Annotated in this window: 27 protein-coding genes and 1 pseudogene; 5 read left to right on the top strand and 23 right to left on the bottom strand. The window is 64.0% G+C overall.

Features of this window, described 5'->3' with window-relative positions:
* Positions 1-62: 62 nt before the first annotated feature.
* From ACFC4D_RS04440 to ACFC4D_RS04350, 19 genes and pseudogenes are all read right to left on the bottom strand, one after another.
* Positions 63-1,058, bottom strand: a complete 996-nt coding sequence (locus ACFC4D_RS04440) for a hypothetical protein (protein WP_376061796.1) — start codon at positions 1,056-1,058, stop codon at positions 63-65.
* A gap of 176 nt (positions 1,059-1,234) precedes the next feature.
* Positions 1,235-1,651, bottom strand: coding sequence for a hypothetical protein (locus ACFC4D_RS04435; RefSeq protein ID WP_376061795.1), 417 nt, complete (start codon positions 1,649-1,651; stop codon positions 1,235-1,237).
* Between the two features lie 43 nt (positions 1,652-1,694).
* Complete coding sequence (locus ACFC4D_RS04430) at positions 1,695-2,348, bottom strand: toprim domain-containing protein (RefSeq protein WP_376061793.1); 654 nt, start codon at positions 2,346-2,348, stop codon at positions 1,695-1,697.
* A gap of 363 nt (positions 2,349-2,711) precedes the next feature.
* A complete protein-coding gene (locus ACFC4D_RS04425; protein ID WP_376061792.1) occupies positions 2,712-3,080 on the bottom strand; it encodes a hypothetical protein in 369 nt (122 codons plus the stop codon).
* Between the two features lie 3 nt (positions 3,081-3,083).
* A complete protein-coding gene (locus ACFC4D_RS04420; RefSeq protein WP_376061791.1) occupies positions 3,084-3,449 on the bottom strand; it encodes a hypothetical protein in 366 nt (121 codons plus the stop codon).
* 28 nt (positions 3,450-3,477) lie between these two features.
* Positions 3,478-3,867 (bottom strand): hypothetical protein, encoded by a 390-nt coding sequence (locus ACFC4D_RS04415; RefSeq protein WP_376061790.1) that lies wholly within the window; start codon positions 3,865-3,867, stop codon positions 3,478-3,480.
* A gap of 4 nt (positions 3,868-3,871) precedes the next feature.
* The gene (locus ACFC4D_RS04410; protein WP_376061789.1) at positions 3,872-5,521 is read right to left on the bottom strand and encodes a hypothetical protein; all 1,650 of its coding nucleotides are present in this window, start codon (positions 5,519-5,521) and stop codon (positions 3,872-3,874) included.
* Positions 5,522-5,554: 33 nt separating this feature from the next.
* Positions 5,555-5,791 (bottom strand): annotated as a pseudogene (locus tag ACFC4D_RS04405) (DNA translocase FtsK); the annotation flags it as partial.
* 48 nt (positions 5,792-5,839) lie between these two features.
* The gene (locus ACFC4D_RS04400; RefSeq protein ID WP_376061788.1) at positions 5,840-6,337 is read right to left on the bottom strand and encodes a hypothetical protein; all 498 of its coding nucleotides are present in this window, start codon (positions 6,335-6,337) and stop codon (positions 5,840-5,842) included.
* Between the two features lie 40 nt (positions 6,338-6,377).
* Positions 6,378-8,363 carry a hypothetical protein gene (locus ACFC4D_RS04395; RefSeq protein WP_376061787.1) on the bottom strand — a complete coding sequence of 662 codons (1,986 nt, stop codon included), beginning with the start codon at positions 8,361-8,363 and terminating at the stop codon, positions 6,378-6,380.
* Positions 8,360-9,439, bottom strand: a complete 1,080-nt coding sequence (locus ACFC4D_RS04390; RefSeq protein ID WP_376061785.1) for a hypothetical protein — start codon at positions 9,437-9,439, stop codon at positions 8,360-8,362. Before ACFC4D_RS04390 ends, ACFC4D_RS04395 begins: the two co-directional genes overlap by 4 nt.
* A gap of 380 nt (positions 9,440-9,819) precedes the next feature.
* Positions 9,820-10,716 (bottom strand): helix-turn-helix domain-containing protein, encoded by an 897-nt coding sequence (locus tag ACFC4D_RS04385; protein WP_376061784.1) that lies wholly within the window; start codon positions 10,714-10,716, stop codon positions 9,820-9,822.
* 38 nt (positions 10,717-10,754) lie between these two features.
* Entirely contained in the window at positions 10,755-11,159 is a 405-nt protein-coding gene (locus ACFC4D_RS04380) for a hypothetical protein (protein ID WP_376061783.1), read from the bottom strand.
* Positions 11,156-11,551, bottom strand: a complete 396-nt coding sequence (locus tag ACFC4D_RS04375) for a hypothetical protein (protein WP_376061782.1) — start codon at positions 11,549-11,551, stop codon at positions 11,156-11,158. Before ACFC4D_RS04375 ends, ACFC4D_RS04380 begins: the two co-directional genes overlap by 4 nt.
* Entirely contained in the window at positions 11,548-12,396 is an 849-nt protein-coding gene (locus ACFC4D_RS04370) for a hypothetical protein (RefSeq protein ID WP_376061780.1), read from the bottom strand. The genes ACFC4D_RS04375 and ACFC4D_RS04370 overlap by 4 nt, the downstream gene beginning before the upstream one ends.
* Before the next feature lie 3 nt (positions 12,397-12,399).
* On the bottom strand, positions 12,400-13,098 hold the full coding sequence (locus tag ACFC4D_RS04365) for a hypothetical protein (RefSeq protein ID WP_376061779.1): 699 nt from the start codon (positions 13,096-13,098) through the stop codon (positions 12,400-12,402).
* 328 nt (positions 13,099-13,426) lie between these two features.
* Positions 13,427-13,729 carry a hypothetical protein gene (locus ACFC4D_RS04360; RefSeq protein ID WP_376061778.1) on the bottom strand — a complete coding sequence of 101 codons (303 nt, stop codon included), beginning with the start codon at positions 13,727-13,729 and terminating at the stop codon, positions 13,427-13,429.
* A 148-nt stretch (positions 13,730-13,877) separates the two neighbouring features.
* Positions 13,878-14,336: a hypothetical protein gene (locus tag ACFC4D_RS04355; RefSeq protein ID WP_376061776.1), complete on the bottom strand. Its 459-nt coding sequence runs from the start codon at positions 14,334-14,336 to the stop codon at positions 13,878-13,880.
* Positions 14,336-14,533: a helix-turn-helix domain-containing protein gene (locus tag ACFC4D_RS04350; RefSeq protein ID WP_376061774.1), complete on the bottom strand. Its 198-nt coding sequence runs from the start codon at positions 14,531-14,533 to the stop codon at positions 14,336-14,338. Before ACFC4D_RS04350 ends, ACFC4D_RS04355 begins: the two co-directional genes overlap by 1 nt.
* A 189-nt stretch (positions 14,534-14,722) precedes the next feature.
* On the opposite strand from ACFC4D_RS04350, the gene ACFC4D_RS04345 reads away from it, so the two are divergent.
* Together ACFC4D_RS04345 and ACFC4D_RS04340 are read left to right on the top strand one after the other, a co-directional pair.
* The gene (locus ACFC4D_RS04345; RefSeq protein WP_376061773.1) at positions 14,723-15,724 is read left to right on the top strand and encodes a hypothetical protein; all 1,002 of its coding nucleotides are present in this window, start codon (positions 14,723-14,725) and stop codon (positions 15,722-15,724) included.
* Position 15,725: 1 nt separating this feature from the next.
* A complete protein-coding gene (locus ACFC4D_RS04340; protein ID WP_376061772.1) occupies positions 15,726-16,610 on the top strand; it encodes a PfkB family carbohydrate kinase in 885 nt (294 codons plus the stop codon).
* Here the strand turns inward: ACFC4D_RS04340 and ACFC4D_RS04335 are convergent.
* Together ACFC4D_RS04335 and ACFC4D_RS04330 are read right to left on the bottom strand one after the other, a co-directional pair.
* On the bottom strand, positions 16,591-17,265 hold the full coding sequence (locus ACFC4D_RS04335; protein WP_376061770.1) for a nucleoside triphosphate hydrolase: 675 nt from the start codon (positions 17,263-17,265) through the stop codon (positions 16,591-16,593). The two genes, ACFC4D_RS04340 and ACFC4D_RS04335, sit on opposite strands and share 20 nt — an antisense overlap.
* 26 nt (positions 17,266-17,291) lie before the next feature.
* On the bottom strand, positions 17,292-17,903 hold the full coding sequence (locus ACFC4D_RS04330) for an AAA family ATPase (RefSeq protein WP_376061769.1): 612 nt from the start codon (positions 17,901-17,903) through the stop codon (positions 17,292-17,294).
* Positions 17,904-18,684: 781 nt separating this feature from the next.
* Between ACFC4D_RS04330 and ACFC4D_RS04325 the strand changes: the two genes are divergently transcribed.
* On the top strand, positions 18,685-18,873 hold the full coding sequence (locus tag ACFC4D_RS04325) for a hypothetical protein (protein WP_376061767.1): 189 nt from the start codon (positions 18,685-18,687) through the stop codon (positions 18,871-18,873).
* Positions 18,874-19,158: 285 nt separating this feature from the next.
* Here the strand turns inward: ACFC4D_RS04325 and ACFC4D_RS04320 are convergent, their stop codons facing one another.
* On the bottom strand, positions 19,159-22,053 hold the full coding sequence (locus ACFC4D_RS04320) for an MrcB family domain-containing protein (protein WP_376061766.1): 2,895 nt from the start codon (positions 22,051-22,053) through the stop codon (positions 19,159-19,161).
* 647 nt (positions 22,054-22,700) lie between these two features.
* Between ACFC4D_RS04320 and ACFC4D_RS04315 the strand changes: the two genes are divergently transcribed.
* Positions 22,701-22,862 (top strand): hypothetical protein, encoded by a 162-nt coding sequence (locus tag ACFC4D_RS04315; RefSeq protein ID WP_376061765.1) that lies wholly within the window; start codon positions 22,701-22,703, stop codon positions 22,860-22,862.
* A 241-nt stretch (positions 22,863-23,103) separates the two neighbouring features.
* Here ACFC4D_RS04315 and ACFC4D_RS04310 read toward each other — a convergent pair whose 3' ends face one another.
* A complete protein-coding gene (locus ACFC4D_RS04310; protein ID WP_376061764.1) occupies positions 23,104-24,249 on the bottom strand; it encodes a competence protein CoiA family protein in 1,146 nt (381 codons plus the stop codon).
* A 281-nt stretch (positions 24,250-24,530) separates the two neighbouring features.
* Between ACFC4D_RS04310 and ACFC4D_RS04305 the strand changes: the two genes are divergently transcribed.
* A complete protein-coding gene (locus ACFC4D_RS04305) occupies positions 24,531-25,214 on the top strand; it encodes a hypothetical protein (protein ID WP_376061763.1) in 684 nt (227 codons plus the stop codon).
* Positions 25,215-25,271: the final 57 nt, after the last annotated feature.

Raw genomic sequence — 25,271 nt, 5'->3', positions numbered from 1 at the left:
GTAGACGCGGACCGGGAATTGGTCCCAGACAACGCCGTCGAGTCGCCGACTGCTAATCCTGTTCATGATGCAGATTCCTTGTCGTTTGCTGAGGTCGGGATCAGGCGCAATCCCGATGAGATGTCGCTGCCGCGATGTCGCGCGACAACCCGCGCGACGGTGGAGTGATGGATGCCGATCTCCTCGGCGATCTCCCGCGTTTTGAGGCCGAGGTCGTGCAGACCCAGGATGCGATCGTCGCGAGAGACCGCGCCATTGCTGTCGCGGTCTGTCGCTGCCCTGTCGCTCGCTGTCGCGTCGGCTGTAATCGCTTGTCGCGCTTTAGCGTCCTGCTGTCGCGCTGTCGCATTGTATTGTCGCTGAACCGATTCCGGTTCCCGCGCTCGCTCGGCAACCGGTCCGAGGCTGTCACGGCTTGCCGCCTCCGGGACCGGTCCGGCAGGGTGCGTGTTCGTGTCCATGCACGCTGCGGTCGGGGCGGGAATGGCTGCAATAGTCTCGACCACAATGGGAGGGGGTGTCACGGTATCGCGGCTGCCGTCGGTGTCCGTTGTTGTGGTCGGGTTGTTCTGTGGGGCAACGGATTCGGACAGTAGGGCGAAGCCGCTGGCGACCATTAGCCCGTCCAGGACCAGCGGGCCAACTGCCGAACCGAGGGCGCCGTAGTCCCAGCTGCGCAGGACGTCGTGGACGTGGCCGTAAGAAATGAGCGCGGAGCCACCGGCGACGGTGCCGACACCGCCATAGCGGGCCAGTGCCCAGGCCAGACCGGGCCGCCACCGGACGCGCGCGAGTGCCTCCACTGCCAGCAGCAGCGTGACGGGCCAGACAGCGGAACCGATCTGGGGCCACACTCCCGGTGTCCATCCGCGTGGCATGGAACTAGCGGGCAACCAGGTGTGTAACCAGTTCATCGCGATCGACAGCGCGGACCCGAACACGAATCCGGCCCAGGCGACGAATTTTCCGCCGCGGTTCGTCGCGTCGGTGTCGCGGGTGTGACGGCTGTCGCGCGGCTGATGCGACACCCTGTCGCGGCTGTCGCTTGATGTGGTCATGATCGCCTCCTTACTGGGCGGTGCGGGCGCCTCTCCGGGGTGTGGGCGAGGTTTGTTGGGGTGGGTGTCGCGCTGGTGCGGGCTGGTTGCCGGTGCTGCGACAGGGTCGGCGGCTGGTACGCCGTGGGGCGCAGCGGCATTGGTGCGCCCCACGATCGAACCGGCGTCGGTGTCGGTCATCTGCCGCCGCTGTTCGTGACCGCGGTGCTGGTGTAGACCGCGCTGTAGAGGCGGGCCTTGTCGAATTCGGGGTCGGGCCCGACGTAGGTGACCGACAGGGTCGCGCCGATATCGAAACTGGTTGCGCCTGCGGTGTTCATTGCTTGGCCGATGGCCTGTTCCAGGCGGCTGGTGAGGTTCAGGTTCCGGGGTCCGTTGGGGGTTTCCAGGGTGATGAATCCTTGCAGGATCGGAGTGCCGTGTTCGTCGGTGTCGATCTCGCCGGGTGCGCCACCGTATTTGAGTTTGGGCTGATCTCCCATGTTGGTGATGCGTCCGTACACGGTGGTGCCGGGGGCGCTGTTCTTGCCGAAAGCGGACGGGATCTTGGCCGCGGCGCGGGTGAATCGCTGCCCAAAGTTGTTGCTGCTCATGGCATGTACTCCTTGTTTTGGTCGGGTGTTGATGGGTTGGTGGTCAGCGGCTGCGAGTGTTCTGGTGCTGCTGTTGTTGTGGGTTGGGTCGGGGTTGGCGGTAGTGCCGGTCGAGGTAGGGCACCATTTCCAGGTCCTCGATCCGGTGTCCGGCGTCGAGGTGGTCGGAGAGGTCTTTGCCTGCGGCGGCTTGGAGTACCCGGACTTCGCCGACGTGTCCGTGCAGGGTGTCGGCGACTTTGGCCGCGTGCTGGTAGCCGGGGCGGTCGCGGTCGGCGACCACGATCACCCGCCCGGCTCCGTGGAGCCATTTCGCGTGTTCGGGTGTCCAGCCGCCCGCGCCCATGGCGTTGCAGGTAGCGACTTGACCGGCCTGCATCGCCCGTTTGACGTCCTTTTCGCCTTCGACCACGTAGATCTCCCGGCCCGCTTTCACGCCCTCGATCAGCTCGGGCAGTCGATATGGGAGTGGGGCGAATCGTGTTGGCTCCCAGCTGTTTCCGTTCCAACGGGATTGGGTGAACGACTTCTGGTCACCATGCTGATGTGGTGTGATTTTGCGGGTGATCGCGCCTTCGGCCTGTCCGTTGGCGTGCCGGTAGACGTACGCGCACACATTCAAGGCGGGCCCGGTCGCTTCGCCGAGATCGGGTTTGGACGGTATCGGGAGCTGGGCGTAGTCGATTGCTCTGTCCACCAACGACATTCGTTGTTGATGAGCACGCTGCCCGTCGGAAGTTCCGCCGCGGTGCTGGCGGTCGCGAGGCTGGCTTGCCCCGCGTTCGGGTAACCGGTCCCACATGTCGCGGACGCGGAGCCCGATTTTGTCGAGCACGTCCTTGTCGTCGCAGTGGGCGAAGCAGCGGACGATGGTTTTGCCCTGGTGGGGGTCGTAGCGGATTCCGAGGGAGGGGGTGTGGTGTTGTCCGTCGGCCTCATGGACCGGGCACAGGAACAATGTCCACCGTGCCCGGTCCCGGCCCGGACCCATCGTCGCAGTCAAGGCAGCGTTGATCAGCTGCCAGGAACGCTGGTGCGCCGGATCGTGAGTCATGACCGTTCAGCGCTCCCGCTGCACCGGGCCCCGCCGGCGGATCCGCTGCGGTGCGGTCAGCTCACGGGCCTGGTATTGACTGCGCCGCTGCACTTCGTCCAGGCCCGCGTCCCAGCCGCGGGCGCGATTGTGCTCGACGTTGTCCAGGAACCGTTGCATCGTTTCGGGGCGGTCCCGCCAGTCGGTGTGGCAGTCCGAGAGGTACTGCCACTGTGCGGAGTGCGGGCCCTGGGTCCACCGCTCGTCGACCACGTCGACGTCGTCGCAGATCTGGTTGCACCGATCCTCGGTGACTCCGGGGGCGTAGATGCTGTCCATCAACTTGGTGCGGGCGGTGAACTCGGCGCGCATGGCTTCTTCGTGTTCGGATTCCATGACTCATCGCTCTCTCTGGATCGAGTTGGAGCGCTGGGACATGTGTTTCGCGGTCATCGCAATCCGCTCATCGGCAAGTTCCCTGGCCTGAATGAGGCTTCGCTGACTCAGCTCGGTGATCCCGTACTCGTTGACGACATCGGAGCTGGCCTCGATGGATGTGCGGGCATCCCGCATCGCATCGGGGTAGTCCCTGCGATCGGCGTAGGCCGATCGCAAGAATTCCCACTCCTCGGAGTAAGGGCCCGATTGCCATCGGCGGTCGTATTCAGCTGCGCGACTGCCGATTTCAGCCAGTTTGTCGAGGGCCGTATTGCGGTGCAGCGGTTTCCAGTACTCACGGGTGCGCGCGGCGAAGTCGGCGCGCATGGCTTCCTCGTGTTCGGGTTCCATGGGTTCACCGCTCCCGTCGTATCGGCAGCTGCTTGGTGTAGGGCTGGGCGCGGAGTAGGGAGCGTTCCTCGCGAACGATGTTCTCGGCCTGGTCGATGCTGCGACGCTGCACTTCGGTCACACCGAATTCGGTGTACTTGTCGGGGTTGGCACGCACGTCTTGGGCGAACTTGTCCATATCGTGGGGCAGGTCTCGCCAGTCCTTGTAGGACGCGCACAGGAAGTCCCATTCGCGTCCGTATGGGCCCTGGGACCACCGCGTGTCGTAATCGTCTACGGCACGGTAGATCCCGTCGCTTTCGGTGCTGGTGATGCCCGGCCGCCATGCTTTCCAGCTCAGGGCGATGCAGTCGTGGAAGTCCGAGCGCATGGCTTCTTCGTGTTCGGCATGCATGGGTTCATCGCTCCCGCTGGATCGGGTCGCGCTGGGCCTGGGCGGTGCGGGAGTTGATCCGGTCGTCCCGGATCTGCTGCAGCGTCACCTTTTTCAGCGACTCGGGAATCTCGACGCCACGAGCGCTCAGGACGTTGCGGATCTGATCGACCACGTGGAAGACCAATTCGTCCTTGCTCGCTTCATCCAACCCCTCGGCGACGGTGGACCGTGACGTGCTGTGCCCATTGCCACTGCCACCGTTGCGTTCGGCGTCGACTCGTTCGCGGCTACCGAACCGCTCCTGCTCGGGGGTGCGCTGGGCGAGTTTGCGGACCGCCTCATCGCGTTCACCGCGGAACTGATCGCGGTCCTTGGCCAGGGTGTCGACCTGTTGACGCAGCGTTTTGAGGTCGTTGTTGGCGATCAGCTGGGAGTTCTTGAGCGTCTCCACTTCAGCGGTCACCGAGTCCAAGCGTGCCTTGAGCTGGTCACGCTCGGCGGTGACCGCGTCAAGCCCACGCGCGAGCATCTTCTCGCGCGGGCCCGGCTCGGATCCGGTGCCGGTGGTGCCCGCGTGAGCGTGGTCGTAGTCCGGGGGGTCGGTGCGTGCGGGGCGCACATCGCGCTGCCAGTCCTGGGCACTGCGAGCGACCTGAGCCTGGGTGCCTTCACTGGTGTAGAACGGTTGCCGCCGCCCGGATTCGTGCGCGCTCACCCGGAACTCGGTTCCGGCTTTCCACGGGTTGTGATCGAACATGTCCCGGGCGAACTGCGCCGCTTCGGGTTCGGCGGGGAAGTACGCGCGGGTGGCATAGGTCGTTCCGTCCGGGGCGCTGGACTCGACGGTCACCTGGCAGCGCGAATTGGCTTCGGCGTTGGCGAATTCCCACTGCACGTGATCGATCGGGATCCCCGCTGCGGCGGCCTGCTCAGCCGCGAGGCGTCGATTGGTCTCGGCCTGCTCCGATGGTGTGCCGCCTCCGGCGCGTTCGGCCAGCCACCGGTTCTGGGCGTGCCGGATCTGCTGAATCGCATTGGCGCGCGACCAATCTCGCGCGGGCATATCCTTGGCGCGCCCGAGATCGAAAGTGCTGGGCATGGTTCCCGCGGTGTCCACGACCATCGAGGACACCTCGTAGTCGAGGTGTTTCACGGTCGCGGCCACCCACTTCTCGGACTCGACCGCGGAGTTACGGGCCTCCTGCGCGGCCTGGGCACTCATACGCGGGAATACCTCGCCTTGGCTGGGAGTGGTACGCGCGCTGCGGGATTGGGCGCGGTCCAACGCCAGCACCACCTGCCCGCGGCGTTCGATCGGCAATGCCGAGTTCTGCAAGCCTTCCTCGATCCGCAGGCGCATCAAGTACAGACGCTCGCGGTCGGCGGCCGCGTCCTGCGGGCTGTAGAACGGGTCGGATTCGCGGCGGGCCCGCGCGGTCGCGTAGTCGCTGCGGTAGTCCCCGACGCGCTTGGTGTACCAGGCCGTCGCGATGCGCTGGGCGTTGACGTGCTCGACGATGTGCTGACCCAATTCGCGACGCTCTTTGCGGGTCAGCTTCTTGGGTGCGTTGGTGTCGGCGCGTTTGAGGGTGTACAGCCATTGCCGCGCGACGTTGAGCACGTCACGGAAGGTCGCACCGGTCTGGCGGCTGATCTCGTCCATCTCGGACATAGGGGTGAATTCCTTTCGGGGAGAACGGGTTTGTCAGGTGTGCTGGCCGTTGGAGAGACCGTGAGCGGCCAGCACGGCGGGGAGCTGATCAGCGCGGATGAGGACGTCTCGGGCGTGGGAGCCGTCGCTGGGGCCAACGATGCCGTGCTGTTCGAGCTGGTCCATCAGGTGGTGAGCTTCGGCGAATCCGACGTGCAGTCTGCGCTGCAACATCGATGTCGATCCGAATTGTGTGCTGGTGACCAATTCGGCGGCCTCCCGGAATATGTTGCTGGACAATGTGTTTCCTTCCTTCTGTTGTTATTGGGATTCGGTCGGTCAAGGTGCGGCGCGGTGTGTACGTGCGGCGGCGCGGCGCTCGGTGTAGGCGGCCAGGGCCAGCGAGGGCGAGGGGCGACGCGCGGTATTCCAAAGCAGGTAGGTGATCCAGCCCAGTCCGTAAACCACAACGGGGGCACCGACTTCGGCGGGCTGATCCCATGCCGCGATCGCGGCAACAGCAACCACAACGCCGGATCCGACCGCGCTGGCGCGCCAAATCTGGCTTCGGGTATGGGGTTTGGCGACCGTTGCCGTTGCCGGAGCGCTGTTCTCAGGCACCGTTACCGTCGGGGCCGGCGGTGCGGTGGTCGGCGCGGCCGGGAGCGGGTGGGCTGCGAGTTGCGTGTGCTGGTGGTCGGCGATAGCGGTGAAGAATTCAGCGATCTCATCGGCCAGTAGTTCCGCCGCGGCGGCGAGATTGTCGGGATCGATCGGGTTACCGGGCTGTTCGTCGTCGGGTTCGTGGTCGTCGTCGCTGTCGCGAAAGATGCGCATAGTGGTTGCGTTCCAATCTGATTGAGTCGCCGAACGGCGGTTACGCCGCGGCCGGGCTGGTGTCGGTGCGAGTGCCAGGCAGTGGGGTCAGTTCGCTGCGATCGAGGGGCACCACGCGCCCGTACCAGGCGTGTCCGGCCTTGGCGAAGACGAAGTCACCGGCCTCGAACTGGCGCACGCGGTCGGGGTCGACCAGCCATTTCTCACCGATCGAGACCTGGCCTTCGTCGCCGTGGCGCTGGCCCTTGATCAGGTGCCGCGAGGGCAGCATGACCGGGATGGAACCGAAGTGTTTACACAGCTCGCCGGCGTTTTCCATGTAGCCCAACAAGATTCCGCCCGCGCAGGTCTTGAGGAATCGGTTGAGCGACCATTGATCGGCGGCGATCGATTCGGGAGCTTGGCCACAGAACACGCCCGCCACGCCTTGCGAGCGGCCGCGTTCGGCGACGTCCTCGACTCCGATCGAGCCCTTCTTGGTGGTGAGGGCGGACAACTCGTCCAGGAACAGGATCACGCTGCGCCGCAACGCTTTCGCGGTACGTCCGGCGCGCTGCATCAGCAGTCGCAGCACGACCGAGACCTGGGCGCGGGCGGCGTCTTTGTCCAGGGCGGGCACGGTCATGAATAGGAAGTCGAGGTCGTTGATATCGCGGCCGCCGTCGAAGATCACCTGGCCGTTGTGGTCTTTGAGCTGTTCGATCAGGTTGGTGCACTTGATCAACGCGTCATCGAGCTGGGGGACCTTCTCTTGCTGCATGGCGTCGATCTGGCGCACCACATCGGGGGCGTAGTTCCAGATCTCCTTGAGCTTGGTCGCATCCAGACGCTCCAGGAACTCGGCGCTGTCGCTGGGTGGGCCGGTCGGGGCGTCGACGACCAGGGAGGCGATGCGGGTGCGCATTTCGTCGAAGTGCTGGCCTTCGGCGGTGACCGCTTCGCCGCTGTCCATCAGCGCGGCCACGATCGCCCGTAGATCCCGGGCGGGGGTGTTGGTCCAGATATCGAGGTGATCCATGCCCGGGGCGACGACCGCGGTCCGGTTCGGGTCGATGCCTTGGGCGATGATCGCGGCCTGCATCTCGCGCCCGAACGCGATATCGTCCTCGCCGCCCTTACAACTCAACAGCCCCAGGAACGGGCGCGGATGCTTGCCGCTCGCTCCGGGTACTGCGGCCCAGCGTTGCCAGGCCCGCCATTCGTAGTCGAACAGGGCGATCGAATACCGTTTGATCAGTTCGGTTTTGCCGCTGCCCGTCATGCCTAGCAGGACCTGCTGTTTTTTGGCGTCGTGGTGCGGGACCGAGAACCAGGGTTGATGGCGGCGGTTCATCGACCGCCACACTCCGAGCCCTTTGAAGCTGACCCGGTCAGCCAGGGTGCCCAGCACGATGTCGTGCCCGCGGTGCAAGGGAGCACCACGTTTGGCGGCCTGGGCGGCCGAGAGGTGACGGCGGGCGGTCAGCGCGTCCTGCACGCGTTTGGTGCGGCGCAGCGACTTCAACCCGACCGTGTCGGTCTTGATCAGGAAACCCGCCCACCACAGCGACGCCGCCAACAACGTCGCCGGGAGACCGAGCACCAGCATCATCGAGAGCCCACCCAGATCACCGGCCGCCAACTCCTGCGCACCGTCCCACAGCAGACTCAGCGGGGTCGACCAGGACCCGCCCGCCAGCGCAGAAGTCAACGGCAGCGCCCATGCGGCGGCGGCGAAGTTCCGCAGCCGGTGCGGCTCCAACGGGCGAGTCGCCGCGACGGCCACGATCAGCACGAGCATCGCGGTCAGCACCGCCCCGCACACCAGCGCCGTCTGCGCGATATCACCGGTCTGCGCCAGATCCGGTCCCGTGAGGTGGGTAACCGGTTCGGTGATCTGCTGCACGACCGGGGGAGTGCCGGGCGGGGCCTGCGGGGTGATCGAGGCGAACGGGCTCACGCTCGGCACCGGGCCCTCGGTCAGGACGGGCATCGAGATAGGGCCGCAGTCGGTGGGGGTGATCAGGGGGACACAGTCGTTGCTCATGATGCTTCCTTGGAAATCGCGAAGGTATTGCGGCGCAAGCGATTCGCTGTCCGTGCGGCAGCGCGTCCGGCGCGGCGACGGTCCAGGAACGCTTTCCATTGGCTGTCGAAGTCCTGGATCTCCAGATCCAGTGGCAGCGCGGTCAATTCGGCGGGGAGCCGTTCGCTGGCTGCCTGGACGTTGTCCGCGACCGCGCTGGTGCGGCACAGATACAGCAGCCCAACCATGGAATAGGGACCGGCGTCGCGGGCCGCGCGAATCGCACCCCGCAGCGCGGTATCCATGTAGGCGGAATCCTTAACGCTGAGTTCGACCTCCAGGGCCCACCAGCCGTGCGTGCCGCGCACCACGCCCAGGAACCGCCCGTCATGGATGTGGGGGCGATCGGGCATCGGTGCCAGGCCACTGCTGAACTCCAACACCGGTGCGCCACGGCGCTTCTCGGCCGCCGCGCGCGCGGCTACCGTGGCTTCACGGCGGAGGGTGCGTTCGGAGATGAACAGTTGTGGGTCCGAACCCACGAGCATGATCCGGGCTTGGGCCACGGCGCGGTAGTGTTCGGCGAACATCAGCGGTGGGGTCCAGTCCTGCGGCCGCCACCCCAGATAGCGGGTGCCTACCCGGGGTGGGGTGTAGACCCAGGCGCGGCCGCGCTGGACCTTTTCCAGCGGGTATACGAGGTCTTTGGCGATCAGCTCCCGCACGATCGCGTACGCGCTCGATTCCAGGACGTTCAAGAATTCGGCGAGCACATCGACCTGCATGCCGTGCATATGCGTCACCGCGTGCAACACCTGGGACTGGCGTTCGGTGACGGTGTCACGGCGGCGCGGCGGCAGCACCCGACCCAACGATCCGGCGGGTACACCGAGTTCCGCGGCGATCTCACGGGCTCGGAAACCCTGGGCCTGCAACGCGTGTGCTTCACCGAGCGCGGTTTCGACCTGGCGCAATGTGACCCCGAGGAGTTCTCGGATCTGGGTGTAGGTCAGCCCGCACGCGCGGAGTCCGCCGATGATCTGGGTACGGTGGCGCCGCTCCAGCGCGGCGTACCGGTCAGGGGTGACGATGCTCATCTGCTACGCCTCCTGTCTGCGCCGGGTTGAGTGGCGGTGGTATGGCGGGCGGCGATATCGCGGCGCGCTCGCGCTCGCGTGGCCACTCGGGCGGCTTCGGTGATTTAGTGTGGTGTGACGCCAGATTTGGGGCAGCGTCGCGATGCGCCGCCTTCCTCGTTTGAGCTGACGTTCGCGGGCCCGGGGACCGGTCCAGGTACGGCCCAGTTCCCACTCGATTCCGTTGTTGCGCAAGACCTCCAGCAGCCGTGTACCTCGTCCGGCGCGGTAATCGGCCAACCGGGTATCGAGGTCTTGGGCCCAGCCGGTGTAGTGGCGGGCATGCTGGTAGGGGCGGTCGAAATGCAGGAGGTACACCGTGCCCTGCGAGGTTCGGCGGGTCATCGGGATCTCACAATCGCCCGCGAACGCACCGGCGAGCGTCGTACGGCCAGATCGGCGCGGGCCTTTGCGGCGACTTGCGCCATGGTGGCGATATCGCGCGAATTATCTTGGGGAGCATGCCTTTCGGCGAGTTCTCGTTTGCGGGAGTTGTAGGCGCGGTCGCGCGCCACCAGTCGAGCGTTGATCCCGAGCCGCTCGGCGATCTGGTCCTCGCTCAGCCCACGCGCGGTCAACTCGACGACTTGCTCGCGTCGTTCTTCGCGCGCCGATGCCGGGGTCCAGCGGGCCTGGACCGGGCGGGCGTTGGGGTCGTCGATCGCGTGTTCGTCCCACTCGATCGGCAGTGGCCACCCGTGACGCTTGCCCAGCGCGCGTGCCTGCGCTGACGGGCCCGGTACCAGTTGCAACCGGTCGAACAGGGCTTTGACCGCCCGCTCACGCTCAGCCGCGATCTCCTGCGTGACCCGGCCGTCACGGTCGGCACGCTGGCCCATCAACGACCGGATAGTGCGATTGCCGCGCGCGGTGCCCAGCTCCCGCGCAAGCTGCGCCGCTGGATACCCCGACGCCACTAGAGCTTGAAAGCGCCGGCGGGCACCGAGTATCGGCACCAGCGCGGTATCGGTAGTGACCTCGGCCGCGCGTTCGGGCACCGATACCGCCAGCACGGCCGCCTCCACCCACGCCGCGACCTTCTTGTCCGGGCCCGCGGCCATGATCTGGGACAGGGCAGGCTGGCTGACGCCGGAGAGTTTGGCCAGCTGATTCGCGTTCACTCCGGCCGCGCTCATCGCCTCCACGTGCGCGCGTACCGCGTCCGCCGGAACCCTGGGATTCCAACGCCCGTAGGCGATCTGGCGTCGTCGGTGCGCGGAGTAGTGGGTCGAGCACATCCCCCGGCTTGCAGCCTGGTCCGTTCCGCATGCGCAGCTCACCGTGATCGCCTCCGATCACGTTCGGTCGACGGGCGCGCGGCGCGGCGGCGGGCGGCCAGATCAGCGCGGGCCTTGGCGATCAGCTCCCGCATGTCCGTGGCGTCGATGCCTCGGCGCTCGCACGCATCAGCGGAGCGCACCCAACGGGCGATCCGCAGCGACTCCAGCTGAGCCTCGCTGCGCTCCTGCTTGGGCACCGCATTCGCTTCGTCGTACAGGTACGCCTGGATCTGTCCGAACCGTCGGCTGGTCCCCAGCACCTGCGCCTGTGCCTCGGCTCCGGGGCGTTGACGCTGTTGCGCCAGTTGGCGTTCGGTGCGCAGATGCTTGGGTGCCATCCGCCAGGGAAAGGTCGGGATCCCGTAGCGAGTGCCTTCGGGATCCAGGAATCGGGCGCTCATCGCGATCGCCGCCGATCACGCTCGACAGGCTTGGCCGCCGAATGCCGGATCGCCAGATCAGTGCGCGCCTTGGCGATCAGTTCCTGCATCGCAGGGTCGTGGGCGAATCCCTGCTCGATAACCGCGCGAGTCCTGGCAGCGGATTCACTGCCCCATCTCGCCTCGCGATAGGCGTCCCCGGCAGCGAAGTACTCGGCCAGAACAGGCCCGCTGAATTCTTTCCAGTGGGCCTGTTTGGCGTCCTCTGCGGCGCAGTCGCGGTAGCCCTTGCGCGCGGTCGCATCGCAGGCGGCACCCACCATGTCGGACAGGACGTCGTTCACCGTGCTGAGGCGATCGCGCTCGGCATCCAGTGCCGCGAGATTCTCTAGTTCCTTTCTCCGGGTGTTCATTTGGGCTCCGGGAAGTTCTCGACCGCGAATCCGCCCTTGGGGCGCTGCAATTTCGACGCTCGCTTGCCGCGCCGCCACAGATTCCAGGCGAATACGATCAATCCGATCTGGTCACGATCGCTGGTGCGTACACGGCTGGTGCGGATCGAATCCAGGCGCTCACGCAACGCCAGGATCGGCGAGTCCGCGGCGAGTCCGGCACCGGTATCCCACAGGCGCACGAACTCCGCGGCCGCGCTCGGGTCGATCTCGGCGAGCCGTATCGCAACCGCACACGCAACTGCGGGACGGGCTTTCAGGCGGCGCGCGACGTTGGTGTACTGGTCGGCGATCGCCACTAATTCCGGGTAGGCAGTGGCGAATTCGACCACTTTGGTCGTGGATGCGCTTGTGCCGCGGGCGGCTTCGCCGAAGAGGTTGCCCTCCATCCACATCATGTAGACGCGTAGCGCGGCGGCGACCAATGTCATGTTGTGGCTGGTGATCCCGGAGATCGTCAGCTGGTCACTCGGGGTGCGGCGCGCGCCCTGGTCCATGGTGACCTGGGTGGTCGCGGACAACCCGCGCACGATCAGCATCGGGAAACTCATGCCCGTGGTGCGGGCGATCGCCTGCAGCCGATGTTGGCCGTCCAGGAGTTCGCCGTCGGGCCCGAACTTGATCGCCTCTCCGTTGAATTGCCAACGGCCAGAGATCATGTCGTCGTAGTACTGCTGCACGCGCGACTGGCGGATCGGGCGGTTGTTGGGGTTCCGTTCGAGCCAGCCTCTTGCGATCGCGGAATCCACTTCCATGATCTGTGAGACCACCGAACTGCTGGGCTGGTCAGGGTCGACAAGATGCATCGCTCATCCCTCCTCAGGATGCTCGGAAAGATGGGGAAGACGGTCGATGACCGATTGCAGGGCCGCCTGCGCCCTCAGAAGATCACTCAAAAAGCGGTGAGCGAGTTGGTCGGCGTGCTGGTCGAACCGGTCGTCGGCGGCCAGCCGCGCCAGCGCATCGGCCTTCTTGAGCAGATCTGAACGGGCAGTATCGAATGCCTCGGTAATCGGTCGACGCCGACGGGTCACCGCGTTATCGGTCCCATCAGCGGTAGATTGATCCGGCCCTTCGACTAGGACGACCGACGGAAACGGCTCATGCTCAACGGGTTTGGACTGGTACTGCTTGCCGTCTAAACCGACCACCGAGTCAGGTGGACAATTTTGTCCACCTTCGGCCAGGGTGTTCTGGACGGTCCCCTTGCTCAGCCCGGTAGCAGCGGCGATGGCCCGGGTGCTCATCCCGATCACCCGCAGCGAGGCAACAACTTCCGAGCGTTCCTCCCGCGGGATACCGATGCGCGCCCGGTCGAACTCTTTGGCGCAGTACTCATCCCATGACGCGTATTGCAGCGCGACCCACGCACGAGCGAGATACGCCCGCTCGATCAGCGTCCAGGCATCCGAGACATGCTGCTGGATCTGGTCGGTCAGTTCCCTCGCCGCCTCAGCAGTCAACGCTGAATCCGGCAGCGGCACTTCAGCAGCGACATCAACGCTCATCGTGACCGCCGCCGATCACGCCCGACCGGAACCGCCGCCGCCAAAGCCTCCAACGACTTCAGCGTGGGCTCCGTGTTCGACCGCGCCGAATTCCCACGACGCAATGCGAGCTGTGGGGAATACCTGGTGTGGATGTGGCCGGACCGGTCCCGCTCTGGGACCGACTGCGAGTGCGGCTCGAAGGGCGCGGGCTGCGACTCGCGATTGAGTGCATCTCCCAGAGCGCCCAGCAGCTCGAAGACCCGTGCTTCTCGCTCGGCAAGAGTTCGGCGCAGCCGCTCGTTCTCAGCTTCTAGTACGGCCTTGGAGCCCAGAAGTGTTGCCCACTTCATCGCGCCACCCCCGCCAAGGTCGGTACGACAGTGCTCACATGCACGCAATCGATCCGCGAAATCTCTTCCGCGCGACACACATTCGGTGACGTCTCTTGAGTGCCGTCTTGAGCGAGCATCACCCCGAACACGACACCGGCCCCGAAGACCACTGCCATCGCGGCAAACACCAGCCGCCACCGCAGCGACGCGGCGTACACGTCCGGCGCGATCATCATGGCGGGGTCGTAAAGGCCGCCCGGCAGTCCCTGCACTCCCGAGAGATTGCGGGCGTGATCGCGATGATTCATCGCCGCCACCCCCGCCGTGACGACACCGAACGCGCGAACCAGCGCAACCCGAACACGAACGTGGCCGCACCGATCAACACGCTCAGCACGAACTGTGGCGCTATCAAGAGGGCGGAAACGCCCGTCAGAAAAGCGATTAGGAGCAGTGTCAACCGATTCATGACCGCTGGCCCCCCTCGGCATCATGGTCGATGTAGAGGTGGCTCAGAATCCCGGTGGCCTTGTAGAGCTGTTGGGTGACAGCATCGAATTGCTGAGAGGCCGTATCGAGTGCATAGCCAGCGATTGCTACACCTCGGGCTGCGAGATCGCGCGGAAGGTCCTCGTCATGGACAAGCCTGGGATTGTCATTAACCCTGGCGGTCCACTGTTTGAACTGCGACATCACTTGCGCGGCACTGTGGCCCGCAACCGCGAGATTGCTGATGGCTAGGTAGACATCGGCGGGCTCAGCAAGTCCCTTGGTATCGCTGCGAATCGTGGCATGACCGAGATAACGCCACAGGTGAGCAATTGCCGCACTTGCGGTTACGACGCTCTCAGCGGTATGTGGTCCGCGCAGCGGCCACAGCACTTCGATGGCATCCGAACGGTCAAGCTTCCTGGGGTCGCTCATCACGCCACACCGTCCGACGGCTCCGGGTTAACCGGACGGGCCAGCGCGAGTAGCTCGTCACGACTGACACGGATCGGACCGTTGTTGATCCGAACCCCTTGCAGCTCACCGGACTTGACCCATTTCCTGACTGTCTGCGGGTGCATCTTGACGATGTCCGCCGCGGTCCGGATGCTGATCAGATCTTTGATCGTCAACGAACTCAACTCCTTTACGAAAATGGATGAAAAAGCTTGGTATCAACCACTTTTCGCCAAATAGAGTCTTGCTACGACGCACGGAATGGCTCAGATCGTCCACTTTCGACCGAAAGTGTCTTGTTTCGTCCACTTTTGGCGGTAGGATGGAGCTATCGACGTCACCGATACAGCCCGGGAGGGGATCTCGTGGCGACCACACTTAAGGCGCTTCTTCAGGATCGCCATCTGCAAAGCCACACCGACTTCACGGCGGAATACAAGAAGTACGCACGCCAGCTCGATCCGAAGCTAGCCGACCACCCGCCTGGGAAAGCCCAGTTCTACAAGTGGCTCAACGGAGATATCCAAGCCGTGCCCCGAGGAAACCATTGCCGCGTGCTGGAGGCGATGTTCTCAGGCTGGACAGTGGAAATGCTATTCCAGGAAGCCGCCGATCGACCGGTTGCCGCAGGCCGACCGGGGAGCCATCCACCAGAAGCTGCCAGCGGTTTTGAGGCGTTCCTGGGGTCCGAGATGGTCACGCATGGAGCAACTCTGGTCTATCCAACCTTCGAGCTAGCGCGAGCATCTACACAGGCCCTCTCGGACGCAGGGGTACCACGCCAACATATTTTCGGGAAGCCGAACAGCGTCTTTCCTGCGAAGCATCGCATCGACGTGCCAATGGCTCTGGCGGAGAATGACGTTCGCGGACTCATGTACGTCTTCTCCGTCTTGCAGCGGTATACGTCGATCGATGTGGAGATCCAGAGTGACAGCGACGTCGTCGCGCAATGCAATCGCCCGTTCATTTCGTTCGGACTGAGCAGCAACGACTGCACGCACATGTATCTGGAAGATGACACCAACCGGCTGTTCACGATTCAGGACGATCCGGAGTCGGGTGCCTACCTCGAGTTCCTGCAGCTAAGCGACGGAACCCGTTACAGCTCAACGGATGACACAAACATTGGGATCATTGCCAGGGTACGGCCGAACCCGGAGCTGCACCCCGATCGCAACTGGATTTACTGCGCTGGACTCGGACCGCGAGGCACAACCGGAGCAAGTTGGTATCTGGCAAACTACTGGAACGTGCTGCACGACAAGGCCGGAGCGAATGACTTCGTCGCGGTCGTAAAGGTTCGCTCGTACTCCGACCAAACGACCCATCTTGAACATATCTTGGTCGCCGAACCCGAGGAGTGATGTGCCCTCCGCACTATTCGTCGGCCTGACAACCGTAGATCTCGCGTACGGGCTTGAGTCATACCCACACGAGGACAGTAAGACCGTTGCCGTCGACCAATTCCTTGGTGCTGGCGGCCCTGCCGCCAACGCCGCTGTGGCGTATGCGCTGCTCTCCGGCGAGTCGCCGGAGCTCGTCACTGGATTAGGAACGCATCCACTCGCGGACGTCGCGCGCAACGACCTCGTGGAGCACGGCGTCACGGTCATCGATGCCACCCCCGGCAGCCGCCACCAGCCGCCAGTTTCGTCCATTCTGGTGGCCCGTAAGGCTCAGTCCAGAACAATCGTCTCGCTTGATGCCTCTCGTATCTCGGCCAGCTTTGATAACCGCCTCGCGGCTGGTGTGGCTACAGCCAAGGTTGTGCTGGTCGATGGCCACTATCCCGAACTCGCGCTCGGAATCGCCCGCGAAGCGAACAGGGCAGGCGTACCAGTCATTCTTGATGCTGGTCGCTGGAAAGAATCCCATCTGTCGATCCTCCCTTTGGTAGATGCGGCAATCGTGTCGTCAGCCTTCGAGCCTCCTGACCTCCACACCGACGCCGCTTCGGATATCGCAGAGTACGTACGTTCATTCGGCCCGAAGCAGGTGGCGATCACGTGCGGGGCCGATCCCATTCGATACTTCCGCGGTGCGCACTCGGCTGAGATCGCCGTTCACAACGCCGGCGCGATCGATACCCTCGGGGCTGGCGACATCTTCCACGGTGCGTACTGCTACTACAGTGCGCAGGGTTACGACTTCGCCGAGGCCCTTGAATGTGCGGCGAAGATCGCCACTCTGTCATGCCAGTACTTCGGAACCCGTCAATGGGGAACGGTCTTTACGAAGGATCCTCGATGAAGTACTCACCATCCTGTTCGACCAGGATCAGGTCGGCCGACTTCCTTGTCGTTTCGATCAACCGCAAGTTTGGATAGTCACTATCCGCGATCTTGCGACGTGCCTCTGCCTTTGATCTACCGCTCCTAAGATGCCGCTCGTAGAGTCGACGCTCAGCAATGCCTGGTTTGATTGCGAGATACCAAGTCTCATCGAGCAAGTCCCGAACACCAGACCAGCCAGGCCCGTCGAGTAGTAGATAGTTGCCCTCCACAATTGCAACCCGGCACCGGTCCAGTGTGATCCGATCAGGTACAGGCTCGTGCAGCGCTCGGTCATATTGAGGCCAACGTATATTGCCCTCACCGACTGGAACTCGCACAGCACGGAGACTCTCGATGAAGGCAGCAACATCGAACGTATGGGGTTGCCCCTTCTCCGCAGTCCAACCTGCCTCAGCCAGTTGAAGATTGGAGCGGTGGAAGCCGTCCATCGGGGCTACTTCCGCTGTCCCCTCACCTTCGATGCTGTTGATGGCGTCCCGGAGCGCATCGGCAAGAGTCGACTTTCCAGCAGCGGGCGGGCCAGCGATACCTAGGGCGTAGCGGATCGGTTCGAATCGAGCGGCTTGCTTGAGAGTCCGAATTGCCAAGTGTTCCAACGACATCGGAGTCATGACTGCATACCTTCACTCCCCGTCGTCTAGTTGACGATGAACACGTCAACAGCCTTCTCAGCCTCGGTCCCCAGTCCAGAGTCGAGTACCTCAGACCGGTATGCCGACCAGTCTGCCAGTTTGGGCAGATCGCGCTCAGCGCCACGACTGATCATCCGTTCCCGAACCTCGTCCGGCTTCGCCGACATCCACACGGTTCGAACCTCGACCGTTTGACCAGACTGTGACCGCACGTATTCGGAGAGGGTCGTTTTGCTGTCGAGAGCGTAGGACGTGTACTCCAGGAAGGGAGCATCCACGACAACCGGATGGTGACAGCCAACTAGGGCGGCGTTCCTCACCAAAGCGTCGTAGATGTTGGGACCGACTACACGCCGGTAGGTCGCGCTGTCCCGGTCATGTGGGTTGCCGGTTAGCTCAGTCATCACGGATTCCTCCAACTTCGGAGCGAAACCATCCTTGTCGAAAACGATTGCGCCCAAAGCTGATGCTAGGTACCGAGCGGCGGTCGACTTGCCCGACGCGGGAAAGCCGCACACGACAACCACTCCCGTCGTGAAATTGATGATTGCCTGGTTCAATGCGGCAATTGTCTCGCTCGGGAGCTGAACTTCGTTGGAGCTTGTCAACTCTGTCACTACCGTCCCTTCGGCGTTGGCGCGCCACAACCGGCCGCCCCAACCAACGGTAACGGATCTGATCGGCGGTCCTCGGGTGAGCGGGGCAGTTCGAGACGCCTCGCTGTGCCATCCCTCTTTCGAGCCGCCACTTGCCGTAGCCGATCGGCGCAGCTGGTAGCGGCGCGAATTCTCTACTCACTCGGACGCACTTCCGTCATCGGGGAACCACTCGGGCGTTCTTTTCGTCCAACTGGATGTGACTGAGTGGGCGAACGTCGTTGAGCTGTGGCCGAGTTCGAGTGGTGTGCCTGAGCGGTGGAACGCGGCGCGGCTGCGCATGCGACTGCAACTCACCTACGGGCGCACCGCCGATCGCCGGAGGGCACGCATCCTCGCTCGTCAGGTCGCGAACGAGTAGGCGACTATCGGTTCCGAGGCTTCGGGCGCGCGAGCGCCCGGGCCGGTACCCACTGCCGGGTTTCGATCCGGCCGCGCCCGTCCGCGGTTGGGATTGCGAATAGGGTCAGCCCGATCCAGGACGCGTCAGTGCATTGCGCCCAGGCATAAAGCCAGCCCGGTACGGTGCCAGTGAGATCGAGCGCACTGGACTTGATGCGCAGCGATATCTCGTCACGCCGGAGCCCGCCCTGAGGCGGGAGTACGGTGCCGAGTGCGACTAGCACCGGCATCGGCGGGTCAATGACGCGGCGCGACGCGGCAGCGAAGTCTCCATTCCAATACTCGAACACGCATTCGATAATTGCACAGGCCGGACGGTATCTCGCGATAGGCTGCACCGATGGTGAACGTGGGCGATCGGGTGCTGCTGGTAGTTGGCGGAGTTTCGATATTCGAGGTCCTGGACGTGGCGGGCGAGATCGCCACTGTCCAATCGATTGATGACGTGCCTGGTCGCTACCCGTTCCCCGCGCGCGTGAGCGCACTCATTCCAGCCGATGCGGAGCCTGGTGCCGGCAGCACTGACTGAGCCACGCTTCAGGCAGCGCGGTACACGAACGTGCAACATAGGACCTCCCATGGCCGTAAGAGTCAACGGAGCCTGAGGTCAGGTGTCCTCCAATGGCGATGAGCGAGTACTCGACGGGTGTTCGTGGGATCGATCTATGCCACCTCCAGCGTGGGGGAGGGGATTAGATCCTGCCTGTTCGCCATTCGCGGCCGATCACATCATCACCACCCTCACCGCCACCGAACTCGCCGACACTGCACCCGAATCCGTCGGTTGATGCAGGAAAAAGCAAGCTCTGTCAGCTCAATTCCCTCCCGCGGGAATCGCGGAGAGGTCCAGCACATCGTGGTTAATCCCGATCGTGTAGGGGGTGATCTCCTGACGGTGAGCGATGACTGCTGCCACAGGGACGTTCATTAGTTCGCCGGCAGCCTCTGTGAACTGTGCGACTCGGACTGACTCGGCCAGATAGCGTTGATCGTGGATGCCGTCACCGACGAAGGCCTGGAACGACACCCCTACTGCTGCCGCAGAATCGACTTGTCGCAACTTCCGTCCCAAAGTATTGGGCGCACCAACCAGGGCGGCCACCAACAGGACGATGGCGGCGGGGTCGTAGTCGATTCCAGCGAGACGCGCGCGGACCACGGCGTAGATGGTGAGGAACCGTTTGGCTCGCCGCGGAGTAGTCGCTACCAGGGGCGCGACCCGGCTAAGAAGTTCGCGGTCGTTGTCGGTGATGTCCAACGACCGAATCACATAGGGATCGAGGTCGGGCTCGTCCTGCTGCTCGTCTCGGCGAACGGACTCCCTAGCAGGGAGGGAATCTTGCTCTGGATGGGAAGGCGAGCCGGCTCCTTCGATGGCTTCATCGGGCACGGCATCGGGATCGTCTTCTGGTGCTGGGCCGCCGATTTCGAAGTCTTCGACGACGGGCAGACGATTGATCGCATCGGTAAGGATCGCCCGGCAACCGTCTTGGGTCATCGGCGGCAGGGTGAAGGTGAGTCGGAAGATTTTCTCCAGGTAGTCGGCGGGTGTTGCGGCTTCGGGCTGGCCGGTCATGAGTTCATGGTGGACGGATCGGAGCGAGGTTTCGAGGCTGCGGTGGTCAACTCCCACGATCACGACGAAGTGTGGCAACGCCAGGAACAGATGTACGGCTTCGAGTACCGCGACGACGGTTGTCGGTGAGCAGCGGTCAAGGTCGTCGATATAGAGCACGATTCGTTTGAGGACCGAATCCTGGTCTGCCAGTGCCGCATTGAGGCATTGACTCAGCTCATACAGATCCTGATGGACCCGAGTAACGATTCCCAGGTCTTCGTCGTATTCCGAAGTCTGGGCCCGGTCGGTGATGAACCGCTGCAGGATCAGTGCGGGGGTGAGTTCATCGCGTCGATGTTTGGCGTCATCGAGTTCGCGCTGTTTGGTCTCCTGGTCCGCGACAGCCGCCATCAGTGCCTGTTCGGCGGCGGTGAGTTGTGTTTCGAGCTCGTTGATTTCGTTCTGTTGTTCAGCGCGTTTGGCCTCAAGCCGTTCCTCGATGACCGCCTGCAATTTCTCGGCAGGCTCAAGGAACCGACGGACGATACCGATCTGCCTGGCGACGCCGGTGGCGAGGCCAGAAGCGAGCGAGGCCGCGACTCCGATCGCGGTGCCCATCGAACGGAGAGAGTCCGACAATCCCGAACCGATCACCGCGGTCAGCGCCAATGCCAGCAGCACCGCCGCCGCTGCGCCGAGCAGAGGCGACGACCACCAGCGGCGGCCGGGCGTGCCCAGCACCTTGATCCGGGTACCGAGCGCTTGAACCTCGCGCGCGGTCCGCATCAAGTCCAACGCACTGTCCTGCGCGGCCGGCAAGTTCAGCGCCTTCGAGGCCGCCTCGATCTGTTCCTGCAGCTTCGGATCGGACTTGGCCTGCGCCCAAATATCTGACACGGTAATCGATTTCAACTCTGCGAGTTGGTCATCGTGGCGACTACGGGCAGCCTCGATTTGCTGTTGCAGCTCCCCGTGCGCTGCTTCCGCGGCGGTAACCTCGCTCGTCGCGTCTGCGAGTTCGTGTTTGACCTTCTCGACACGACGGTCGGCCTCCCATACCTCCCGTGGGGCACGTGGGCCACGAAAATCGAGGGCTTCGAAGATCTGCTTGTGCAGGCTGGCCATCAGATGTCCGCGCTCGTAATGCCATGCCTTGAACCGGATATGGCCGGTGGCGGGTTCGAAGACGCGACCGTCACGATCGCCACGTCCGAACCGCTTGATGTGCGCCTCGACCCGGTGCATGAAGTAGGTCTTACCGCTGCCCCACTCCCCATACAGGGCCACTGCCAACGGTGGGACGACCTGCTTCGCAGCGATCACCGCAGCCAGGGCGCGCGCATCGGCGTCGACACCGAGCATGTCCGGCCCCGTTGTATCGTCGTCGGTCACCGACGGCAACACGACATCCGGAGTCCAAACACTCACCTCGGCAGTAACACCTGCGGTGACCTCGATACCGGCGCCCGCGGCCACAGAACTGGAAGTCCGCCGTGGTGCCCGGATCCGGAATTGATCGAGGTCCAACTCGTCGGGTCGATCGAAATCGACCCCCCGCATCTGACTCTCGTACAGCAGATCCAGCATTTCCGCCATCCTGCGGATATCGGTGGCCAAGGTTTGGTCCGATCCAAGGTCTGAGGCGGTATAGCGGATTGCGTGCACATTGCCGGCCTGATAGGCGCGCCCCAGCCGCTGTTTGGCTTTGAGGTCGATCCCGTCGAAGTGGCTTTGCAGCCCTGAGGTCCTCAGGATCGTGCGCGCCGATTCGACTCGGGCTTCCAACTCCTCGACCGTTCGGAAGACAAAGTCGTCCTTGTCGGGAACCCACGTGGTGGTTCCCTGGTTCAACGACAGATAGACCGCGTTGCCGGAGGCACTGAACAGGTAGACCACATACCATCCGATTCCTGCTCGCCCACTCAGTTCCGGATCATAGAAGCGGGTCCACGGGACTTCAGCGGGAGCGCCCTTCCCGCTACTTCCCTCAGCCCTGAGAGTCGGCTCGATCGGCTGCAAGATCTGTTCAAGCGCAGCGGGAATCCGCTTTTCGACCAACACCCTACGCTCCCGCATGACCGGATCCTTCGGATCCGACGTGCGCTTAACCTGAATATCGAGAACCTCGGCAAGATCAGCCCCCAGTGACATGGGAGCAATCTACACCTACACCTACATCGCCTAGGTACCTTGGGTAGCAAGGGATTTCGTGTCTACGCCCGCTGCCGCTGTCAGCCAATAGGCTCCGACCAACTGCTCCCCGACAAATACTTGCCGACCCACCGGTACAGCAACCGTCAACAATGCACGACCGATCGACGAACCGAACAACTCACGTCCAAGACCGAGACCATGAAACCAACGCCGTGCTGCACCATAACTATTCGTCTATCCAGGGACCTCGGTCATGGCGGCGCCGACGCGGCCCGGTCTGCCTCGGATCTGGACCCCACTCCGATGCCACCAGCACGTACACATCTGCCTCCGCGGACATGTCCAAGTCGAACAGGCTAGCGTCCGTACCGAACCCGTCAACGGGCGAATCAAAGTCCATGCCGGAGTAGACGCAGGGCCCGGGTCCGCGGTTCCCGTGCGACCGAATGTCTGTGCCGAGCTTTCCCTTCCTGTCGAAGTTGGTGCGCTCGGGCACGGGCTACCGGTCGAATCCGTCCCACTCCCACGGCTCGGGCCGGTCGGGTGGTTCGAGTTCCACGGGACTCGACCGTTCCGGGCCGCTTGAGCACGGTGGGGTATAGCGCATGGTGCCAGGCGCTGCTCCACAGCGCGACGGCGCGGGCGTGGAGTTGGTTCAGCTCGGAACGATTGGGCTGATCGAGGACATCTTTCAGACGCAACGCCAGCCGTTCCAGCTGGTCACGCATCGATTTCAGCGCTTCAGAATCGAGGGGTGCGCGCTGGTGCTCCAAAGCGGCAACAGCGTCTGTGAGTTGCTGCCGTAGCTCACTCATCGCTGATCACCCTCGGGCAGCAACGGCACCGACCGGACCGGGCGGGGTCCGTCCGGGAAGTAACCACGGGCGACGCCATACCCCCAGTGCACGCAGTCCTCATGCACCACATCGTCATTCCGGCCGAACAGAAATCCTTCCTTTTCCCCCACCATTCTGTCGCACTCCGCGCAGTTCTTTCGGTAGCGGTTCCTCGGTGCCATTGGCGTCCCTCCTGTTGTTGTGGCGATGGTCAAAAGAGCCATCCCGCGATGGCTGCGATGGCGAACGCGAAGGCGATCACCACCAGGATTCGCGCGAGCCGGGTACGGGCAGCGAGATCGGCAGCGGCACTTCGATACTGCTCGGCACTTCGCGCAGCCTCGGCCTGGGCGGACTCGACGCTCTTGCGCATCCTTTCCAGGGTGGTGTCGAGTCCGGTGATGGTCTGGCTGGCTTGGGCCAGACCATCGTTCGCGGTGCCGAGCTCGGTGCGGACGGTGTCGCGTTCAGCGGTGCGGGTATCGAGGTCGCGCTTGTACCGGCTGCTCTGCGCGGTGAGGGCGTCGATGCGTTCGTTCTGCTTGCGGATCGCGTTCCCCTGCATCGCGTTTCGCTTGTCGGCGACCTCGACCCTGCGGCGCATCTGCTCAATGTTCTCGGCCTGCTCGGCGGTGTATGCGGTCCAGTCGGTCACGGTGGCCCACCCTGCTTTCTCGGTCTCTCGGTATCCCCAGGCGAGTTCACCCGCGAGCCAGGCGTCGAAGAACTGACGTACCGCGACCGGCTCGACCCGCAACTCGGCGCGGCGGCCATGGCGCAGGTATCCGGTGTGCGCGAAGTAATGCCCGCCCGCGGCGGGGGTGAAGCTCTTGATCCCGAGCGCGGGCAGCTGCTCGACCCAGGTGCAGGAACGGGTCAGCCACACCACCTCGTCAGCGCCGGCGCCACGGTGATGGACGGTACGAGCACGGGCTTCCTCGACAGTCAGTGGCGACCACTGGATTTCAACCGCGTACCCACGGCCGTCCCGCGTGCCGAACACGTCCGGGCGGCGCCCGTCCTGCCACACCTCGATCTCGGCAGCGACGCCCCGCGCCCGGAGTTCGTCACGGACCCAGTACTTGAACCGCAGATGCTGGAACGTCTCACCCGCGGCCTTGCGGACCTTGGCACTCACATCGACCCCATGGCCGCTGCTATGACGGACAAACGGGTTGTGGGCCTGCGAGCGGTAGACCACGACCGGATGCCGGCACACCAGACACACCAGCCCGGCGGTCTTGTGCCAGGTCGCGAAGTTCTCCTCCACCGCGATATCGATGAACTCGTCGTACCGCCCTAGCGCCGCGGTCATCTCTAGCGCGAAACACTGCTCAGCAGTGCTGGATTCGTCCATGCCCCGCCCCCGACAGTCACGAAATACGTACCCGCACAACGGTAGCCGCGACCACCGACAGATCACCCCGATCCGAAACATCTACGGAATTGACTGTTGCACTTGCACTTTCACCTGCAAGGTACCAGGGGAGTGGATCCGCCGTAGCGCGTGAAAGTTGCCTTGTCGCAATATCGGATACCCGCTTAAGCGGGTATCGCGCGATAGAATGGAGGTATCTCCCGCGACCGATTCTCGGTCCCTTCTTATGCGGTGAATCCCTTTTCTGATGGAGGTTTCAGATGCCCATCGGTGGACCGTTGGCCACAGCAATCGATCAGGTGTGGGACGGCATCCGCGCCCACCACCCCGACGTCCCCGAAGCGGTCGTGTCCATCGCCTCGGGCTCGACCGGACGCGGGCGCAGCGTGCGGCGCGGGCACTTCGGGCCCGACCGCTGGGAACACCGCGGCCAATGGCTACCGGAGCTGTTCATCGGCGCCGAAGGACTCGCCGGCGGCGCCCAGGACGTGCTCGCCACCCTGCTCCACGAAGCGGTCCACGGCATCGCCCAGACCCGAGAGATCAACGCCGCCAGCGACAACGGCCGCTATCACAACAAGAAGTTCAAACAGATCGCCGAGGAAATCGGCCTCACCACCGCCCGCCACCCCCACTCCGGATGGTCATTGACCACCCTGCCCGAGGCCACCACGACCGGGTACCAGCGCGAGATCACGATCCTCGAGCGTGCGATCGTCGCCCACCGCCGGCCCGAGCACACCGCCGAGGACACCGACCCTGCTGCCGCGGCCGACGAGAGCGAGGACGAAGACAACGAAGACACGGCAGCTGCCGAGCCTGATCGCAACGGCCAACCCTTGCTCTGCCAATGCCAGCCACCCCGCCGCATCCGGGCACACAAGAAAATCATCGCCGCCGGACCGATCCTCTGCGGCATCTGCCAGGAACCGTTCAGCCCCTAGCCGATTCACTCGTTGTGGTAGCTCCTGGCAGTCTGCCCGCGTAAGAGGTGACGCTCC

Origin of the sequence: Nocardia sp. NPDC056000 (assembly GCF_042269265.1) — a bacterium.
Lineage (GTDB): Bacteria > Actinomycetota > Actinomycetes > Mycobacteriales > Mycobacteriaceae > Nocardia.
Note: the sequence above shows the minus strand (reverse complement) of the source record. Positions and strands in the feature narration are given on the sequence as shown.

Bases quoted from the DNA above. Each gene is read 5' to 3' on its own strand.
- ACFC4D_RS04440 (WP_376061796.1), bottom strand. From the start codon at position 1,058: ATGACCACATCAAGCGACAGCCGCGACAGGGTGTCGCATCAGCCGCGC.
- ACFC4D_RS04435 (WP_376061795.1), bottom strand. From the start codon at position 1,651: ATGAGCAGCAACAACTTTGGGCAGCGATTCACCCGCGCCGCGGCCAAG.
- ACFC4D_RS04425 (WP_376061792.1), bottom strand. From the start codon at position 3,080: ATGGAATCCGAACACGAAGAAGCCATGCGCGCCGAGTTCACCGCCCGC.
- ACFC4D_RS04420 (WP_376061791.1), bottom strand. From the start codon at position 3,449: ATGCGCGCCGACTTCGCCGCGCGCACCCGTGAGTACTGGAAACCGCTG.
- ACFC4D_RS04415 (WP_376061790.1), bottom strand. From the start codon at position 3,867: ATGCATGCCGAACACGAAGAAGCCATGCGCTCGGACTTCCACGACTGC.
- ACFC4D_RS04410 (WP_376061789.1), bottom strand. From the start codon at position 5,521: ATGTCCGAGATGGACGAGATCAGCCGCCAGACCGGTGCGACCTTCCGT.
- ACFC4D_RS04400 (WP_376061788.1), bottom strand. From the start codon at position 6,337: ATGCGCATCTTTCGCGACAGCGACGACGACCACGAACCCGACGACGAA.
- ACFC4D_RS04395 (WP_376061787.1), bottom strand. From the start codon at position 8,363: ATGAGCAACGACTGTGTCCCCCTGATCACCCCCACCGACTGCGGCCCT.
- ACFC4D_RS04390 (WP_376061785.1), bottom strand. From the start codon at position 9,439: ATGAGCATCGTCACCCCTGACCGGTACGCCGCGCTGGAGCGGCGCCAC.
- ACFC4D_RS04385 (WP_376061784.1), bottom strand. From the start codon at position 10,716: ATGTGCTCGACCCACTACTCCGCGCACCGACGACGCCAGATCGCCTAC.
- ACFC4D_RS04380 (WP_376061783.1), bottom strand. From the start codon at position 11,159: ATGAGCGCCCGATTCCTGGATCCCGAAGGCACTCGCTACGGGATCCCG.
- ACFC4D_RS04375 (WP_376061782.1), bottom strand. From the start codon at position 11,551: ATGAACACCCGGAGAAAGGAACTAGAGAATCTCGCGGCACTGGATGCC.
- ACFC4D_RS04370 (WP_376061780.1), bottom strand. From the start codon at position 12,396: ATGCATCTTGTCGACCCTGACCAGCCCAGCAGTTCGGTGGTCTCACAG.
- ACFC4D_RS04365 (WP_376061779.1), bottom strand. From the start codon at position 13,098: ATGAGCGTTGATGTCGCTGCTGAAGTGCCGCTGCCGGATTCAGCGTTG.
- ACFC4D_RS04355 (WP_376061776.1), bottom strand. From the start codon at position 14,336: ATGAGCGACCCCAGGAAGCTTGACCGTTCGGATGCCATCGAAGTGCTG.
- ACFC4D_RS04335 (WP_376061770.1), bottom strand. From the start codon at position 17,265: ATGACTCCGATGTCGTTGGAACACTTGGCAATTCGGACTCTCAAGCAA.
- ACFC4D_RS04325 (WP_376061767.1), top strand. From the start codon at position 18,685: ATGGTGAACGTGGGCGATCGGGTGCTGCTGGTAGTTGGCGGAGTTTCG.
- ACFC4D_RS04320 (WP_376061766.1), bottom strand. From the start codon at position 22,053: ATGTCACTGGGGGCTGATCTTGCCGAGGTTCTCGATATTCAGGTTAAG.
- ACFC4D_RS04310 (WP_376061764.1), bottom strand. From the start codon at position 24,249: ATGGACGAATCCAGCACTGCTGAGCAGTGTTTCGCGCTAGAGATGACC.
- ACFC4D_RS04305 (WP_376061763.1), top strand. From the start codon at position 24,531: ATGCCCATCGGTGGACCGTTGGCCACAGCAATCGATCAGGTGTGGGAC.